Origin of the sequence: Mycobacterium sp. DL (assembly GCF_039729195.1) — a bacterium.
GTDB lineage: Bacteria > Actinomycetota > Actinomycetes > Mycobacteriales > Mycobacteriaceae > Mycobacterium > Mycobacterium hippocampi_A.
Genome location: NZ_CP155796.1, coordinates 4456472 through 4474070 on the forward strand (window position 1 = coordinate 4456472; position 17599 = coordinate 4474070).

Annotated in this window: 18 protein-coding genes; 17 read left to right on the top strand and 1 reads right to left on the bottom strand. The window is 62.8% G+C overall.

Annotation, left to right across the window (positions count from 1 at the left end):
• The first annotated feature begins 85 nt into the window (after window positions 1–85).
• The 9 genes from ABDC78_RS21330 to ABDC78_RS21370 all read left to right on the top strand — a co-directional run bounded on the left by ABDC78_RS21330 (window position 86) and on the right by ABDC78_RS21370 (window position 7130).
• The gene (locus ABDC78_RS21330; RefSeq protein WP_178361842.1) at window positions 86–1267 is read left to right on the top strand and encodes an acyl-CoA dehydrogenase family protein; all 1182 of its coding nucleotides are present in this window, start codon (window positions 86–88) and stop codon (window positions 1265–1267) included.
• A 20-nt stretch (window positions 1268–1287) separates the two neighbouring features.
• Window positions 1288–1746: a nuclear transport factor 2 family protein gene (locus ABDC78_RS21335; RefSeq protein ID WP_178361843.1), complete on the top strand. Its 459-nt coding sequence runs from the start codon at window positions 1288–1290 to the stop codon at window positions 1744–1746.
• Between the two features lie 28 nt (window positions 1747–1774).
• A complete protein-coding gene (locus ABDC78_RS21340; protein ID WP_178361844.1) occupies window positions 1775–2170 on the top strand; it encodes a nuclear transport factor 2 family protein in 396 nt (131 codons plus the stop codon).
• Window positions 2171–2221: 51 nt separating this feature from the next.
• Window positions 2222–2800 (top strand): VOC family protein, encoded by a 579-nt coding sequence (locus ABDC78_RS21345; RefSeq protein ID WP_178361845.1) that lies wholly within the window; start codon window positions 2222–2224, stop codon window positions 2798–2800.
• Entirely contained in the window at window positions 2800–3621 is an 822-nt protein-coding gene (locus ABDC78_RS21350; RefSeq protein WP_178361846.1) for an SDR family NAD(P)-dependent oxidoreductase, read from the top strand. The genes ABDC78_RS21345 and ABDC78_RS21350 overlap by 1 nt, the downstream gene beginning before the upstream one ends.
• Window positions 3622–3646: 25 nt before the next feature.
• The gene (locus ABDC78_RS21355; protein ID WP_347133185.1) at window positions 3647–5053 is read left to right on the top strand and encodes an aromatic ring-hydroxylating dioxygenase subunit alpha; all 1407 of its coding nucleotides are present in this window, start codon (window positions 3647–3649) and stop codon (window positions 5051–5053) included.
• Window positions 5047–5646 carry an aromatic-ring-hydroxylating dioxygenase subunit beta gene (locus ABDC78_RS21360; protein ID WP_256736436.1) on the top strand — a complete coding sequence of 200 codons (600 nt, stop codon included), beginning with the start codon at window positions 5047–5049 and terminating at the stop codon, window positions 5644–5646. The genes ABDC78_RS21355 and ABDC78_RS21360 overlap by 7 nt, the downstream gene beginning before the upstream one ends.
• A gap of 108 nt (window positions 5647–5754) precedes the next feature.
• The gene (locus ABDC78_RS21365; protein WP_256736437.1) at window positions 5755–6291 is read left to right on the top strand and encodes a YceI family protein; all 537 of its coding nucleotides are present in this window, start codon (window positions 5755–5757) and stop codon (window positions 6289–6291) included.
• A gap of 41 nt (window positions 6292–6332) precedes the next feature.
• Complete coding sequence (locus ABDC78_RS21370) at window positions 6333–7130, top strand: fumarylacetoacetate hydrolase family protein (RefSeq protein ID WP_347133186.1); 798 nt, start codon at window positions 6333–6335, stop codon at window positions 7128–7130.
• A 5-nt stretch (window positions 7131–7135) separates the two neighbouring features.
• Here the strand turns inward: ABDC78_RS21370 and ABDC78_RS21375 are convergent, their stop codons facing one another.
• The gene (locus ABDC78_RS21375) at window positions 7136–7825 is read right to left on the bottom strand and encodes a TetR/AcrR family transcriptional regulator (RefSeq protein WP_178361848.1); all 690 of its coding nucleotides are present in this window, start codon (window positions 7823–7825) and stop codon (window positions 7136–7138) included.
• 693 nt (window positions 7826–8518) lie between these two features.
• Between ABDC78_RS21375 and ABDC78_RS21380 the strand changes: the two genes are divergently transcribed.
• Genes ABDC78_RS21380 through ABDC78_RS21415 form a run of 8 tightly spaced genes read left to right on the top strand, consistent with a single transcriptional unit; the run spans window position 8519 to window position 17574 of the window.
• Window positions 8519–9214, top strand: coding sequence for an ABC transporter permease (locus ABDC78_RS21380; protein ID WP_218621476.1), 696 nt, complete (start codon window positions 8519–8521; stop codon window positions 9212–9214).
• Complete coding sequence (locus tag ABDC78_RS21385; RefSeq protein WP_178361850.1) at window positions 9211–10068, top strand: ABC transporter permease; 858 nt, start codon at window positions 9211–9213, stop codon at window positions 10066–10068. Before ABDC78_RS21380 ends, ABDC78_RS21385 begins: the two co-directional genes overlap by 4 nt.
• A gap of 50 nt (window positions 10069–10118) precedes the next feature.
• A complete protein-coding gene (locus tag ABDC78_RS21390) occupies window positions 10119–11423 on the top strand; it encodes an MCE family protein (protein ID WP_178361851.1) in 1305 nt (434 codons plus the stop codon).
• Window positions 11420–12448, top strand: a complete 1029-nt coding sequence (locus tag ABDC78_RS21395) for an MCE family protein (RefSeq protein WP_178361852.1) — start codon at window positions 11420–11422, stop codon at window positions 12446–12448. The genes ABDC78_RS21390 and ABDC78_RS21395 overlap by 4 nt, the downstream gene beginning before the upstream one ends.
• Window positions 12445–13668, top strand: a complete 1224-nt coding sequence (locus tag ABDC78_RS21400) for an MCE family protein (RefSeq protein ID WP_178361963.1) — start codon at window positions 12445–12447, stop codon at window positions 13666–13668. The genes ABDC78_RS21395 and ABDC78_RS21400 overlap by 4 nt, the downstream gene beginning before the upstream one ends.
• Window positions 13665–14978: an MCE family protein gene (locus tag ABDC78_RS21405; RefSeq protein ID WP_178361853.1), complete on the top strand. Its 1314-nt coding sequence runs from the start codon at window positions 13665–13667 to the stop codon at window positions 14976–14978. Before ABDC78_RS21400 ends, ABDC78_RS21405 begins: the two co-directional genes overlap by 4 nt.
• Window positions 14975–16114, top strand: a complete 1140-nt coding sequence (locus tag ABDC78_RS21410) for an MCE family protein (protein ID WP_178361854.1) — start codon at window positions 14975–14977, stop codon at window positions 16112–16114. The genes ABDC78_RS21405 and ABDC78_RS21410 overlap by 4 nt, the downstream gene beginning before the upstream one ends.
• On the top strand, window positions 16114–17574 hold the full coding sequence (locus ABDC78_RS21415; protein WP_178361855.1) for an MlaD family protein: 1461 nt from the start codon (window positions 16114–16116) through the stop codon (window positions 17572–17574). Before ABDC78_RS21410 ends, ABDC78_RS21415 begins: the two co-directional genes overlap by 1 nt.
• The last annotated feature ends 25 nt before the right edge of the window (window positions 17575–17599 follow it).

Here is a 17599-nt window from a genome sequence, read left to right on the forward strand (position 1 = left end):
AATACTACTACTGTTCAACACGAACTATTCGTCTAACCAACGCCGGCGTAACCGCCCGAGCGATTGGACAATTGGAGGACACCACATGACAGCCGTCGAGGCCGACACCACCACCGTCCTGGAGGCCGTCCGGGCGCTCGTCCCCGAGATCGCCGAACGAGCGAATGAGATCGAGGCGGCGAAGCTGATCCCGGCCGATCTGATCCAACGGCTCACGGACGCAGGGGCATTCAGGATGTTCGTCCCTCAGCAGTACGGCGGCGAAGAGATGAGCATGCTCGATGCCATGGATGTCATCGAGGAGGTAGCCAAGGCCGACGCCTCGGCCGGGTGGACCGTGATGATCGGTGCTGACTTCGCGCCGGTGTTCGGCCGTTTTCCCCAGCACGTCCTCGACGGCGAGATCTATCCCGAAGGGCCCGACACCATGGCCCGCGGGGCGTTCGCGCCCAAAGGTGTGGCGATCCGCACCGACGGCGGCTATGTCGTCAACGGTCAGTGGCCTCTCGCCAGCGGTAGCTACGAGCATCAGTGGATGATGGGCAGCTGCATTGTGCTGCGCAACGGTGCGCCCGTCATGACCGACGCGGGTGTCCCCGAGATGGTGCTCGCGATGGTGCCGGCTCAGGAAGCTGACTTCGTTCAAACGTGGGATTCCGTTGGCCTGCGCGGGACGAACAGCAACGACTTCGTGCTCAAGGATGTCTTTGTTCCCGATCACCACATTGGTATCTTCTTTGGGCCAGCCACCGTGGACACCACGCTTTTTCGCCTGCCTGTCCGCTTGGCGCTCGGCCCGACCCATGTCGCGGTGGTCATGGGCATCGCCGAGGGCGCTCTGAGCGACCTTCGTGAGCTGGCCAAGACGAAACGACCCGCGTTCAACCCCATGATGCGACTGGCTGAGGACCCCGTATTCCAATACCGGCTGGGGCAACTCGACATCCGGTTGGCTTCGGTTCGTGCGTTGGCCGAGAAGGAAGTCCGTCTGATGTGGGACGCGGCGTCGGCAGGTGAACCCATCTCGCCGCTGCAGGCCACACGCCAGCGGGCGATGGTGGCGCGGGCCCACACGGAGTGTGTCGAGATCGTCAACGAAGCGTTCGGGCTGGCAGGCAGCAACGCTATGTACAACACATCCACTCTGCAGCGACGTCTTCGCGATGTGCGGACAGCGGCGCAGCACGCCGCCGCCAGTGCAGAGATCTACACGATCGTCGGAGCGCTGCTCGTCGGAGAGGACGTCCCGCCGGCGGCCTTGGCCTAGCGGCCGGGACAACCGACAGGATGACCACCGACGCCATGACAGCCACGATGACGCCACAGGCCGTGACGACCTACTGGGAGCTCAGCCGCCTGAACAACGCTTTCGCCTACTTCATGGACAACGGTGAATTCGATTCCATGATCGGGCTGTTCACCCCAGACGCGGTGTTCGACCGGGCCGGAATCGTCCATCACGGCCACGAGGAGATGCGTCAGGGAATGCGGGAGCGGCCGAAGGTGACCACCCGTCATCTGTTGACGAACTTCCACCTGACCAGGGCCGACGACGACTCCGCAGAAGCGGTGGTGTGCGCCATGGTCTATCACGGTCCGCTCGCGGACGACGGTGGGCCGGTGGTCTACGCCACTGACAACGGACGGGTCATCGAGTTTCACGACACCTACACCAAAACCACAGAGGGCTGGCGCATCTCCTCAAGGATCGCACGCCCGATCTTCACCCCCAAGGTATGGCCGTGATCGGGCCGGAACAACGAAAGCGAGTCACATGGCTGAGAATCAGCATGACGTTCTGGGCACCGTGGAGAAGTTCGTCGCCGCGCTGACGACGGGCGACGCAGGCGTTCTCGACGCCATCTTCACGCACGATGCAGTGATCTGGCACAACTACGACCAGGTCGAACAGCCGGCCAGAGAGGCGCTGGCGGCACTCGCCGGACTGGCGGCGCTTGCGCCCCGCTACGAGATTGCAGGGCGTGAACTGGTCGTCGGTGCCTGCGTTCAACGCCACGTCGTGCACATCACTCTGCCCGGAGGGCAGCCGGCCTCCATCCCGGCCATTCAGCGGATCTCGGTGGTGAACGGCCAGATCCGACGGATCGACGAATACATGGACTCGGCCCAGATGGCGGCCGCAATGCAAGCTCTGCAGACCAGCCCATAAGACCCCGGTGTGACCGGTCCGATATTCACCATCGATGAGAAGGAACTCCAGATGCCCGCAATCACAGACAAGTTCACCGGTGAACCTGTCCTGAAGCTTCAGCGCCTCGGTCACGGCACCCTCGAGACCGTGGATCTAGCCAGGGCGCGCCGCTTCTACGAGGAAGTACTCGGGCTGGAGGTGATTCAGCCGAGCAGCAGATCGATGATGATCCGACTCGGGACCAACCACGCCTACGCCGTGGTGGAGACCGGGAAAGAGAGCACGATGACGATGTTGGCGCACAACGGCCTCGACGTCGGCACCGTGGAAGAAGTCCACGTCGCACATCAAAAGCTGCTCGAGATCAAAGACCAGTGGGGCATCAAGCAGATCACCGAGCCCCGTCACATGCACGGGGACACGTCGTTCTACTTCACCGACCCCGACGGCAACTGGTGGGAGATCGTGGCGGTTCGTGAGAACGGCTACGCTGCCGACTTCGCCGACCGCGACCGCGATCTCACCGGTCTGCATGAGTTCGACGGCGAGAGCGGAAACGTGAACTTCAGCCACACCCACGACCCCAATTTCCGCGCGCGTGTCCGCGAAGTCGTCGAAGCTAAGGCCGGATCCGAGAGCACCGCGTAATGAGTCGGTTGGACGGTAAGGTTGCCGTCGTCACAGGATCCGGCAAAGGCATCGGCCGTGGCATCGCTCGTCGGTTCGCCCGCGAAGGTGCGAAAGTCATTGTCGCGGAGCTTGATCCGGACGCAGGCAAGCAGGTGGCCGACAGCCTGGGTGAGCTCGGCGGCGAAGGGTTGTTCGTGCAGACCGATGTGTCCCAGAAGGCCGATATCGGGGACGCCCTCGCTGCCGCGCAAGAGTCCTTCGGTGGACTGGACATTCTGGTCAATAACGCCATCGCGCTGACGCCAGATGTTCCGTTGGAGTACAAGACAGACGAAATGCTCGAGCAGACGATGAAAGTCGGACTGTGGAGTGTCTGGTGGGGGATGCAGACCGCGTTCCCACTGATGAAGGCCCGCGGCGGAGGGCGGATCATCAACTTCTATTCGATCGACGCGGACAACGGCAACTGGGTGCACGGGGACTACAACACGGCAAAAGGCGGCGTGCAGGCACTGACCCGCACGGCCGGCTTTCAGTGGGCGCGCCACAACATCTGTGTCAACGCCATCGCGCCGATCGCCGCCTCAGCCGCCTTCGAACAGATGGTGGCCGACAACCCCACTCTCGGAGAGGCGATTCCGATGATGATCCCGATGGGACGGATGGGTGACCCGGAAGACGACATCGCCCCCGTGGTCGCCTTTCTGGCCAGCGAGGAAGCCCGCTTCGTCACCGGGGCAACGATTCCGGTCGACGGCGGCCTGCATGTGCCGAGGTTGAACACCCGGCCGCCGGATCCCTCGGTGTTCGACTCACCGCCCGCCAGTCCCGGGCAATGAAATCACACGAAAAGGAGAAGTTGTCGTGACCATAGATGAGGTGAAACACGCCCCGACCGGACCGGTCCTGTCGGACGGGACCCCGTTGTCGGAGCTGATTGACAAGGATTTCAGGGAAGTTTCGCTGCGGGTCCTGGTCGATCCGGAACTCTATCAGCTGGAGTTGAAACACATTTTCGCCAAGGCGTGGACCGCGGTAGCGCACGAGGATGAGATTCCCAACTTGGACGACTACGTCCTGCGTTACGTTGGTGAAGACGAGGTGATCATCAGCCGGGCGGCGAACGGCGAGTTCACGGTAGCGCTCAACGTGTGTGCCCACCGTGCAGCGAAGGTGTGCCGGTTCGAGGCGGGAAACGCCAAGACGTTTCAGTGCGCCTACCACGGTTGGGTGTACAAGCCCGACGGCACCTTCGTCGGAGCGCCCATCGCCCGTGAAGACATGCACGGCTTGTTGCGTCCCAAGTCCGAACTGGGTCTGGCCAAGGGGCGGGTGGAAACCTATTGCGGCATGATCTTCGTGACGTTCGACGATGATGCGCCGACCCTGCGGGAGTACCTCGGCCCGATGACGTATTACTGGGATCTGATGTTCGACCGCAGTCGCGGTGGTATGACGGTCCTTGGTCATCCCCAGCGGTTCATCATCAAGGCAAACTGGAAGAGTGCCGCTGAGCAGTTCGCCGGCGATATCTTCCATACCCTGTCGCTGCACCGATCGATGCAGGAACTGCAGCTGCTGTCGACTGAAGGGGAGTCACAGGAGCCGGCGATGGCGGGCGTGAGCGCCAGCTATAACGGCCATTTCGTGCGCTGCTTCGACTTGACCCAGGAGCACTACGTCAACGCCCTCAAAGGCAAGAACCTCGCTGAGATGACGCCAATGGAGCGGCTGCACCTCGTCCCGCCGCCGGGGATGTCACCCGACATGGTCGACGGCCTGGCGGAACGATTCGACGACGGACAACTCAAGATCCTTGCGGAGTTCACTCCGCAGGTCGGCCAGCTGTGGCCGAACGTGGCCGCTCTCTGCATGCCGTTCCAGTTCCCCGACGGCACGCCGTCGGCCTTCCTCAGCTGGCGGGTATGGGTGCCGCGTGGTCCGGAGCATTTCGAGCTCTTCCACTGGAGCCTGGTTGAGCGCGACGCGCCGCAGGAACTCCGCGACACCGTGAATCTGATGACAGCGGCCACATTCGGCATCAGTGGTTTCGTCGAGGCCGACGACACTGACACCTGGCCGATGCAGACCCATGCCGCCCGTGGTGCCCTCGGCAAGGACCAGAAACTGCGCTACCAGGCGATCACCGGCGAAAACAAGCCAGATGACTGGCCGGGTCCCGGCGAGATCTATGCCGGCTTCCCGAAGGACGACACGCAGTGGAACTTCTGGGTCCGCTACACCGAGATGATGGAAGGGAGAGCATGGTGACCGCTGAAGCGACCCGAGAAGAGGCTGTTCCCCCCGCCCATGCGGGCCTGGGCACCGTCGATTACCCGCTGCCGCAAGGCAAGCGGTTGCCGGCAACCGACCCGCGCCATGTCCAGATCGTGGAATGGCTCGAAGACGAGTCGTCGCTGCTGGACGACGACAATCTGACTGGCTGGCTGGCCCTGCTGGCGCCCGACATCATCTACCGGGCGCCGGTACGCACCACCCGCGATCATCGATCGAAGGGTGTGTTCGAGGCGGAGATGTACCACTTCAACGAGAACATCATGACGCTGATGTTGAAGCTCATGCGGCTGACCCAGACCGACAGTGCCTGGTCAGAAAATCCGTTGTCGCGCACCCAGCGGATCGTGCACAAGGTGCGAACCTACGAGACCGACAAGGCCGACGAGTACGAAGTCTTCAGCTCGATCGTCCTGATCCGCTCCCGCTATGACGAGCCGCAGCTGGAGTTCCTCCCGGCTCGACGGGTGGACAGAATCCGGATAGGGGATGAGTGGAAACTCGCCGCGCGGACAATCTATTTCGAACAGGCCACGCTGGGGGTACAGAATTTGGCGGTCTATCTGTAGCCGGATTTCTGGAGCAAACAGCCGAGTGCCGTCCAGCTGGCCGGCAATTACACAAGTGAGGTACCAATGTCTTCTGCGACATCGGAAATACCGGGGTACAGGCCAGGGATGTGGCCCGTGGATACCGTCCGGTCGGAGCTGAAGTTCTCGGTCGGTCACCTGGGTCTGCACACCGTACACGGCACGCTCGCCGTCCAGGGTCAGATCGTGGTGGCCGAGGACCCGCTCGATTCGTCCGTAACCGCAACCATTGACATGCGGTCGGTGAAAACGGGTAGCAAGGGTCGTGACGACGCGATCCTCTCGGCGCATCTCGTCGACGTCGACAAGCACCGGACGGCGACGTACCGCTCCACCGGTATTGCCGCGGGCTCTGGCCCGGGTGAGTACCTGCTCTCTGGCGAGCTCACTTTCCTGAACGTGACAAGACAAGTGCCACTGCGAATTCGACTGGAGCGCTTCGCTCCCGGTGACGGTCGGCCCAGGCCGATCATCACGGGCCGCGCGCAATTCGTCCGCCGGGACTTCGGCTTCGTCTACCACGTGCGTCCGAGGTTCCTCGACCGCGCGATATCACAGACCGTCGCCGTCGATATTCGTCTCGAGGGTTCGCCTACTGCGTCAAGTGAAGGGACAGGGCACTGAAGATCGCCAGGATTGGCTTGCCGGACAATGATTCCTGGGCGGTGGTGGATGTCGACAACGCGACAGTGCAGCCCTTTTTCGGCGACATCGCTGACTGGGGCGCGGCAGCCGCCGAAGGTCGGGCATCCTTCGATTTCAGTGGACCGCCGTTGAAATTGGCGGATGTTCGGCTGCTGCCGCCGATCACGCCGACGTCCACCGTCGTGGGAGTCGGCATGAATTATTGGTCCCACCTGGAGAAGTTGGGCGTCACCGAGCGGCCGAAAAGCACGCTCGGATTCCTTAAGCCCCATGCGGCGATCATCGGTCACGGTGACGTCCTGGCCAATCCCGTCATCACTGAGCAGTTGGACTTCGAGGTCGAACTTGTGGTGGTGATGGCCCAGCCGGTGGGTCACCCCGGTGGACGGCTCACCGATGCCGTCTTGGGCTACACGGTGGGCAACGACGTCAGCGCTCGTGATGCCGCCGTGCCGATGAGCGGGGGGTTGGATCTATTCTCCATCAAAGCTCTCGGTGGAACGACGCCGGTGGGACCGTGGATCACCACCAAGGATGAATTCGGTGGGTCCGGTCAGATCGATGTCGGTATCTCTCTGCGGGTCAACGGTGAGCAGCGCCAGCATGATCGCACCGGCAAGATGATCTTCAGCATCGACGAGTGCTTGGATTATGTCGTCGCCAGGATGCCATTGGCTGCCGGCGACATCGTGTTCACCGGCACGACGGACGGTGTCGGGTTTGAGGATGGCCGATATCTGCAGGCGGGCGACATCGTCGAGGCGGAGGTAGAAGGCGTCGGCGTTCTTCGCAACACCGTGGGCGAAAAGTTGCTGTGACCGCCTCAGCTGGCGGCTTTGTTGGCGGTTCTGGCGCGGGTCCTTCTGGGTTCGAGCCCGGCTGATGCACCGAGGACGACCAGGACGTCACGGAACTCCCGATAATCGTTCGAGGGCATGAAGTAGTGCGAAAAAGCCATTCGCACAATTAGATCTGCCACCTCGTCCAAGGTCACTGATCCACTGAGGACGGCGGTGCTGTCCTTGAGCACGGGCTCGATGGCGTCGTGCAATACTTTCGACAGTTTGGGGGTCACCCGTCTGATGTAGTCCAGTACGAAACCTGGTTCGAGTTGACCGATCTGTACGGTCGCCGGATTCTCCAGCCAAAATCGCAGCATCACGTCGACAACGATCTGCAGCCGGTCAGCCGGTCGGGGATTGTCTTCGATCGCCTGCTGAAGTACTGACTGCAGCTTCTCGACGAAATGATCGCCGAGCGAGCGCATCAGTTCGTCCTTGTTCTTGAAATAGCGGTACAACGTGCCGACCGACAACCCGGCTTCGTCGGCGATATCGCTCATCGCCAGCTTTCTCGGTCCCTGCCGCGCGAGCGCGTGGAGGGCGCCGTCGAAAATGCGCGCCTGTGTAGTCGCCTTAGTTGCCACCGGATCGGCCTTTCGCGTCCAGTTCACCGCGGATGCGGAAAAACTCCCTGGTGCAGGGATAATATCGCAATTCAACCTGATGAACATTTGCAGTGGTATATGTTCAATCTGTCGTTCCCGATGACAAATCAGGAAGTTCGTTCCAGCCTGTGCTGTATGTAATTCAGCAACTTAAATGCGGCCCGGGTCGAACATCTTCTGATCGCATCGACGCTCATCTGGCGGTTGCTACGGCGCCCCGTCGGGCGTCTCTTCATGTGCGCGCTTCAGAGCGCAGCCTCTCCCGTGGTGCCGACCGACGCCGGCTAGTTCCAGCGATACGTTGGCGACCTCTGAAGGAGGATCGGAGGCGCCCGAGATGGTGGCTGATGACCGTATTAGCGGAGCGACATCCCGCCGTTAGCGCAGCGTAATAGGTTGGACGACAACGTGTATCGTGCATTCTGTCATGTCGGGTCATCTTGGACGGGCGGCGGCATCGCACGTGCTGTGTTCCAGATCTCAGACCCCCCTTGACCCACTATTGTTATGAAACTAAAGTATCGTCGCAATGACACTTCACCCGTCTCGTGCACATGTCTCCTGGCAGCGCCTGCGGCGGTGCGGCCCACTCTCGCTGCGACCGCGCCCCTTCGCGGACGGTGTCACCGGACAGCAGCTCGCGCTGCGTTTCAGCAACCTCACCAGGGTTTCGTCAGAGAGGTCACGGTGACCTCGTCTCACTCGGTGGCGAAGCCGGTCCGAGCACTCGGGGATTTCTTCGCGCTCGCGGCGGACACCATGGTGCAGATTCCGCGCCGGCCATTTGCCGGGCGGGAGTTCATCCTGCAGACCTGGTTCGTCGCCCGGGTATCGCTGGTTCCCACGTTGATGCTGTCCATTCCGTTCACTGTGCTCACGGTCTTCACGTTGAACGTCCTGTTGCTGGAGTTCGGTGCAGGTGACTTCTCCGGCAGCGGTGCAGCCCTTGCCGCTGTCACGCAGATCGGTCCCCTCGTCAGTGTTCTGGTGGTGGCGGGTGCGGGCGCGACCGCGATGTGCGCCGACCTCGGCTCCCGCACCATCCGCGAAGAACTCGACGCGCTTCGCGTCCTGGGGATCAATCCCGTTCAGGCGCTGGTGGTACCTCGAGTGCTCGCAGCCACGTTGGTGTCTTTACTGCTGTCCGGCGTGGTGATCGTGACGGGCCTCGTCGGTGGCTTCGGCTTTTCGGTATTCGTCCAGAACGTGACACCGGGTTCCTTCGTCGCGGGCATCACACTGCTCACCGGCGCACCCGAGTTGGGCATAGCTCTGGTGAAGGCTGGGCTCTTCGGTCTGACCGCCAGTCTCCTCGCCTGCTACAAGGGAATCTCGGTCGGTGGGGGACCGGCGGCCGTAGGCAACGCAGTGAACGAAACGGTGGTCTATTCGTTCGTGTCGCTGTTCGTCATCAACGTCATCGTCACCGCTGTCGGCATCAAGGCGACGGCATGAGCCTCAGCGTGGCCGGCCCGCGGTTTCCCGGCCTGACGCACCGCTTGGACGGCTGGGTGGCCGGCTGGCGACGGATCGGTGCGCAGGCGCGGTTTTACGCGAAGACGCTCGGCTCTGTGTGGGAGGCCCTCGTCTACTACCGGGGCGAAACCCTGCGCATGATCGCGCAAATGGGCTTGGGCGCCGGCGCGCTGGCCATGATCGGCGGCACAGTGGGCATCGTCGGTTTCCTCACCCTGACAGCGGGTTCGCTTGTCACGATCCAGGGCTACAGCTCGCTGAGCGACATCGGCGTCGAGGCCCTGACCGGTTTCGTGTCCGCCTACGTGAATGGCCGTATCGTCACACCGCTGACCGCGGTCATCAGCCTGTCCGCCACCATCGGCGCGGGCACGACCGCCCAGTTGGGTGCGATGCGAATCAATGAGGAGATCGACGCACTCGAGGTGATGGGTATCCGCTCCGTCGCCTACTTGGCTTCGACGAGGGTCATCGCCGGCGTCATCGTGGTCATCCCGCTGTACTGCATCGCGGTGTGGATGTCTTTCATGTCCGCGCGTTTCGCGACCACTGTGTATTACGGGCAGGCGACCGGCATCTACGACCACTACTTCTCGACGTTTTTGCAGCCCTCCGACATCCTCTGGTCACTGTTTCAGGCGGTATTGATGGGCTTTGTCGTGATGCTGGTGCACACCTATTACGGCTTCACGGCGTCCGGAGGACCCGCCGGCGTCGGGGAAGCTGTTGGTCGTGCGGTTCGTACGTCGCTGATCGCAGCGGTGTTCGTGATTTTGTTCGCTTCGCTTGCCATTTATGGACAGAGCGGCGATTTCCAATTCTCGGGAGCTTAGGTGTCTGTGATCAACGATGCCGGCGACCTCGGCGCGGTCCGGTACTGAGCATGGAATCCTCTGGAGGCCAAAGGTACCTGGGTTGGTGGACGGCGATCCTGCTCATCGTCATCGTCGCCCTGATGCTGTTGTCGGCTGGTTTGTTCAAGGGATCGTTCCGGTCGTTTGTCCCGGTCACATTGACGTCTGACCGCTCCGGTCTGATCATGGAGACCGGTGCCAAGGTCAGGTTCCGCGGGGTACAGGTCGGACGCGTCGGCTCGGTGACCGCAGGGGCAGAACGGGTCAGTCTGCAGCTGGAGATCGACCCGGACGAAGTCCAGCACCTTCCGGCCAACACGAGAGCACAGATCAGGGCCTCCACGGTCTTTGGCGCCAAGTATGTCGACTTGATCTACCCAGACGATCCCGCCGTCGCACGCATTACGGCGGGAACGGCGCTACAAGCCGTCAACGTCAGCACCGAGGTCAACACTGTGTTCGAAAACCTCGTGCTTCTGTTGCGACAAATCGATCCCGCCAAGCTCAACGCCACGCTGACGGCGTTGGCGGAGGGAGTTCGCGGCAAGGGTGAGATCATCGGGCAGGCGACCACCGACGCGAACGAGGTTCTGCTGGCGGTGAACCCGCGAATGGAGACCGTGCGTGAAGACCTCCGGTCGCTGAGCGGATTCAGCGCCGCCTACAGTGCTGCTGCGCAGAACCTCATCAAGAGCCTTTCGGCGGTGAGCACCACAAGTACGACCATCACCGCTCGCGCCGCGGATTTCGACGCGCTGCTGCTCAACATGATCGGATTCTCCCGCAGCGGAACCGATCTCCTGGCGCCGAACCAGGACAACCTGGTCCATGCCATCAATGTGCTCGAGCCCACGACGAACCTGTTGATGAAGTACAACCCCTCCTACACCTGCATGCTTCTGGGCGCCACTTGGTTTCTCGACAACGGTGGCCGACATACCCTCGGTGAGGGTGACGGCCGAACAGGCATCTTGGACGCCACCTTTCTGCTCGGCGATGACGAGTACAAGTACCCGCAGAACCTGCCCGTGATCGGCGCCAAGGGCGGGCCCGGTGGTAAGCCGGGCTGCGGCTCCCTTCCTGACGCCAGCAAGAACTATCCGGTGCGGCAGATGGTCACGGACACAGGGTGGGGCACCGGAGGTGGTTTCCGGCCCAACCCGGGCATCGGCCACCCGTGGTATGTCAACTACTTTCCGGTCACACGCGCCGTGCCCGAGCCACCAAGCATTCGTGGCGAAGGGCCGCCGGCGCCGCTTCCGGCGCCCGGGCCACCCGCACCGCCCGTCGGCCCGCCGTTACCTCCCGCGGGCATGTCAGGAGCGCAGCCGTGAGAGACAACTTCGCAGGCGCCATCTGGCGACTGGCCATCTTCGTCACGGTGTGCGCCCTGACCTTGTTCGGCCTCTACGTTGTTCTCGGGCAGTGGCGGTTCCAAGCCGCAAAGGCGTACAACGCCGAGTTCGCCAACGTGGCCGGGCTGGAGAGAGGCAACTTCGTCCGCATCGCCGGCGTTGAGGTGGGCAAGGTCGAAAAGGTTTCGGTGGAGCGGAACGCGTTCGCACTCGTCGAGTTCAGTACGGACGATTCGGTGGTTCTCACCCAGGGCACCAAAGCCGTCATCAGATACGACAACCTCATCGGCGGCCGGTTTCTCGCTTTGGAGGAGGGGGCCGGTGTCGCCGACAGGCTCGAGCCCGGGCAGACCATTCCCCTGGACCGGACGACGCCTGCGCTCGACTTGGACGCGCTCATCGGCGGTTTCCGGCCCCTGTTCCGTGCGCTCGACCCCGACCAGGTCAATACGCTGACCCGACAATTGATTTCGGCCTTCGAAGGTCAGGGTACGACGGTTGCCTCGTTCCTCGCGCAGACATCAGCGTTGACGAGCACACTTGCCGACCGCGACGATCTGATCGGACAGGTGATCAAAAACCTCAACACCGTGCTTGGCTCGCTGGCCGGTCAGAGCGACCAGTTCGGCAAGGCTGTCGATTCACTGTCGGAACTGGTGGCGGGACTGGCGCAACGCAGAACCGAGATCAGCAATGGCCTGGCCAACATCGACTCGGCCGCGACGTCGATCGCCGACCTCCTGACCCAAGCTCGCCCGCCGTTGAAGAGCACGGTCGCACAGACCGACCGTGCCGCAGGGATCGTCGTCGCCGACCACGCCTACGTCGACGATCTGCTCAACACGCTCCCCGACGCCTACCAGCAACTCAACAGGCAAGGGATGTACGGCGATTTCTTCAGCTTCTATCTGTGCGACCTGATCCTCAAGGTCAACGGCAAGGGCGGTCAGCCCGTGTTCGTCAAGTTGGCGGGCCAGTCAACCGGAAGGTGTACACCTCAGTGAAATCTTTCGCTGAACGCAATTCCTTGATCACTGGCGCTGTCGGCTGCGCGCTGACGGTTGGAATCGTTGTGGCCGCAACGCTGTACGACAAGCTTCCCTTTATTTCGGAGGACCATACCTACTCGGCATATCTCGCGGAGGCCGGCGGACTCAGACCAGGCGCCGCCGTTCAGGTTTTCGGTACACGCGTCGGTCAGGTGTCGAGCATCGAGCTGGACGGACCCCGTGTATTGATCACCTTCGATGTATCGAAAGACATCACGCTCGGCGACCGCACTGAAGCGGCGGTGAAGACCAAAAGTCTGTTGGGCACCAAAATCTTCGAGGTGACACCGCGCGGCGACGGCCGGTTGTCGGGCACGATCTCGCTGGAACGGACTACACCGGCTTATCAGCTGCCCGATGCCCTCGGCGATCTGACCACCACTATCAGCGGCCTGGACACCGATCAGGTATCCGACTCGCTGTCGGTGTTGGCACAGACTTTCGCCGAGACGCCACCCGAACTCAAGGTCGCTGTACAGGGTGTGGCCCGGCTGTCGCAGACGATCGATGCCCGAGACGCGCAATTGCGCAACCTGCTCGCCAACGTCAACAAGGTCACGTCTGTGTTGTCCGAACGCAGCGCCCAGATCGTCAGCCTCATCTCCGACACCAACGCGCTGATGGTGGAGCTGCAGAATCAGAGCAACGCACTGCAGACGGTTGCATCCAACATCTCCGCGATGTCACGGCAGCTGTCGGGGTTGGTGGCCGACAATCGCGCACAGCTGAAGCCCGCGCTGGACAAGCTGAATGGCGTGCTGACGATCGTGGACAATCGGAAAGATCGCGTGCAGGAGGCGATCAAGGGACTCAATGCGTATGCGATGTCGTTGGGTGAGGCGGTGGCAGCTGGCCCGTTCTTCAAGGCTTATGTCGCTAATCTGCTCCCCGGTCAGTTCATTCAACCGTTCATCGACGCGGCTTTTTCCGATCTCGGTCTGGACCCCAACGTCCTGCTGCCATCGGAACTCTCCGATCCCGCAGTCGGTCAGCCGGGGACACCGCCCCTGCCGGTGCCGTATCCGCGCACGGGGCAGGGCGGGGAGCCGAACTTGACGCTGCCCGACGCCATCACCGGCAAGCCGGGCGATCCCCGCTACCCGTACAGTTCACCGCTCCCACAACCGCCGCCGGGGGGCCCACCGCCCGGACCGCCTGCGGAGGATGGGGCGTGACCGCGTTGCGCGGCAGCAGGATCGGCTTGGCGTCGGTCCTGGTGCTGCTGCTGATCGCCGGCCTGGTTACGGTGTTGCCCGAGCTGAAGTCCGCCGACCGGGTCACCGTCGTCGGGTACTTCGAGAACAGCAACGGTCTGTTCGCCGGTGACGAGGTACAGATCCTGGGCGTTCCGGTCGGCGAGATCGCCAAGATCGAACCGCAGCCCGACCGCGTCAAGGTGATCTTCTGGTACGACGCCAGGTATAAGGTGCCCGCCGACGCCAACGCTGCGGTCCTCTCACCGTCGCTGGTCACGGCGCGCGCTGTTCAGTTGACTCCGGCGTACTCGGGCGGCCCCGTCATGGGGGACAACGCGGTGATCCCCGAAGATCGCACCGCCGTCCCCGTCGAATGGGACGATTTCCGTACGCAACTCGACTCGCTCACCGAGATGCTGCAGCCGAGCGAACCCGGCGGCGTTGCTCCGCTGGGCGCCTTCATCAACACAGCCGCGGACAACCTCCGGGGCGAGGGCGTCAACATCCGTGACGCGATCATCAAGTTCTCGCGGGTGATTTCTGCGCTCAGCGACCACAGCACCGACATCTTCGGCACCGTGAAGAACCTCTCCATTCTGGTGGCGGCTCTGCGAGCCAGTTCGGATCTGATGCAGCAGCTGAACGGCAACCTTGCCGCGGTTACCGCATTGCTGACAGCAGATCCGGGCGCGGTGGGTATCGCAATGCAGGACCTCAACGGCGCAGTGGGCGAGGTCCAGAGCTTCGTGGCCGAGAACCGGGAAGCACTGGGCGTTACATCGGACAAGTTGGCGTCCGTTTCCCAGGCAGTCACGGACAGCCTCGACGATGTGAAGCAGACGCTGCACATTGCACCCACGGCGCTCAACAACTACAACAACATCTGGCAGCCTGCCCAAGGTGCCCTGTCGGGCGCGCTGGTCATCAACAACTTCGCCAACACCATCTCGTTCCTCTGTGGTGCTGTGCAGGCGGCGTCACGGATGAACGGCGAACAATCGGCCAAGCTGTGCGCGCAATACCTCGCTCCGATCATCAAGAATCGTCAGTACAACTTTCCACCACTCGGAGAGAACCTCTTCATCGGCGCCCAGGCCCGGCCGAACGAGGTGACTTACAGCGAGGACCGGCTACGTCCCGGTTACATTCCGCCGGCGCCTGACACACCACCACCGGCGGACACCTCAAGGCCCGCGGACAGCGCTCCGTTGCTGCCCGCCGAGGCGGTCGCCACCAACCCCGCCGACGGCCTGCCCGGCTTGATGATCCCCTCCGGAGGCGGGTCGTGACGCGGTCCCGTCACGCCCGTGAGTCGGGGTTGGTGCTGGTGCTCACCGCTGTAATAGGACTCTCGGGCTGCGGCTGGCGCGGGCTGAACTCTCTTCCGCTACCCGGAACCGCGGGCGATGGCCCGGGCTCGTTCGAGATCAAAGCTCAGCTGCCGGATGTGACGAACATCCAACAGAATTCGCGCGTGCGGGTGGGTGACGTGACGGTTGGCAACGTCACCGCCATTGAGCGGCAGGACTGGCACTCACTGGTGACTATGCGACTCGACGGTGATGTGTCGCTGCCTGCCAACGTCACTGCGACGATCGGTCAGACAAGTCTCCTGGGTTCACTGCACATCGAGCTCGCACCCCCGGTCGACGCACCGCCGCAGGGCCGGCTGCACAGCGGATCGCTGATCCCGTTGTCCGCGACGGGCGGCTACCCGACCACCGAGGAGACATTGGCAGCGCTATCGCTGGTGCTCAACGGTGGCGGGATCGGCCAAGTCCAGGACATCACCGCGGCGTTCAGCACCGCGTTCGCCGGCCGAGAGAAGGATCTTCGGAGCCTGATCGAACAGCTGGACGTGTTCATCGGCCGGCTGAGTGCGCAAACCGACGACATCATCGCCGCCACGGAGAACGTCAACGACCTGGTCGGCCAGTTTGCCGAGCAGAAACCCGTGGTGGACCGTGGCCTGCGTACTTTTCCCGACGCACTGGCCGTCCTGGAGGAGCAGCGAGAACAGCTGGCGGAAGTGGTCGACAAGCTCGGTGAGTTCGGCGCGCTCGTCGCAGACTCGGTGAACCTCACCAAGGAAGCCCTGGTTCAGGAGCTGAAGGACCTTGGCCCGGTGCTCGAGTCCCTGGCCAACGCCGGCCCGTCGATGACCAGATCGTTGAGCTTTCTCACAACATTTCCGTGGGCAAAAGAACTGATTCCCAAGTGGTTTCGCGGCGACTTCGCCAACCTCACGCTGGTGCTGGACTTGACATTGAGCCGCCTCGACTCGGCGCTGCTGACCGGCACCCGCTTCGAGGGCAGCCTGACCGAGCTGGAGGCGCAGTGGGGTCGCACAATCGGCCAGCAGCCCAGTCCTTACACCGCGGGCAATCCGCTCACTTTCCCCTACCAGCACGATCAGGGACCGTAATGCGCTTAGAGCGGCAAGTACGGATCAAGCTCGCGGTGTTCGCGGCGGTGTCAGCAATTGCGATCGCGGTGACAGTCTTCGGCTATATCAAGTTGTCCAGCCTCGTGCCCGGTGTCGGTCAGTACACCGTGACAGTCCAGCTTCCCGAGTCAGGTGGCCTGTACAAGAGCGGAAACGTCACCTACCGCGGCACCAAGGTGGGGCGGGTCGTTGATGTGCGAGTGGCGGGAACCGGTGTCGAGGCCGAACTCGCGTTGAACTCCGACATCGAGATCCCCTCCGACCTCGACGCTGAGGTACACAGCCAATCGGCAATTGGTGAACAGTATGTCGCGTTGCTGCCGCGCGATGGCAGTGCCCGGCCGCTGCGTGAGGGTGACGTGATACCGCGGGAGCGGACATCGGTGCCTTCGGACATCAATTCGTTGCTCGACGCGACCAACACCGCGCTGGGTGCGATCCCTCTCGGTAACCTGAAAACCGTTGTCGACGAGAGCTACACCGCGATCGGTGGCCTCGGGCCCGAACTCTCCCGAATAGTGAAGGGGTCGACGACCCTGGCCATCGACGCCAGGAAGGAGCTGCTTCCCTTGATCGGCCTGATCGACCAGTCGGCGCCCGTACTGGACTCGCAGGCCGACTCGGCGGACGAGATCCAGGCATGGGCCGCAAACCTGGCAGACCTTACCGGCCAGCTCGAGAAGCAGGACCGCGCCGTCGCGGGCATCCTGGAGAAGGGGCCACCCACTGCCGAGGAAGTGAGGCGACTTTTCGAGCGAGTGCGCCCGACTGTTCCCATCCTGCTCGCCAACCTCGTCGCCGTCGGCGATGTCGCGATCACCTACCAGGACAACATCGAGCAGTTGCTGGTGCTGCTCCCACAGGGAACCGCCATCATGGGCGGCGGCTTGGTACCGAATCTTCACGCCAAGCAGGACTACCGGGGCTTCTACCTCGACTTCAACCTGAATCTGAACCTGCCGCCGGCGTGCACCACCGGCTTTCTGCCCGCTCAGCAGCGGCGGCCGGCCAGCGAAGTGGACTACCCCAAGCGTCCGGAAGGCGACCTGTACTGCCGGGTGCCGCAGGATTCACCGCTGAGCGTCCGCGGGGCGCGCAACGTCCCCTGCACGACCGTGCCCGGCAAGCGCGCGCCGACGGTGAAGATGTGCGAAAGCGACGAGAACTACGTGCCCCTCAACGACGGATACAACTGGAAGGGCGACCCGAACGCCACTGTTACGGGGCAGTCGGTCCCGCAACTGCCACCGGGATCGCCGCCCGCACTTCAAGCCGCTCCGCCGCCCGCATCGCCGCCGCCGGTAGCCGCAGCGGCGTACAACCCTGCAACGGGCACGTACCTGGGACCCGATGGCCGGGTCTACACGCAGTCCAATCTTGCTGAAGGCGCCGACCAGAACAAGACGTGGCAGTCAATGTTGCTGCCGCCGTCGCCGTGAGGCTGGGATGATTGCGACTCGATGA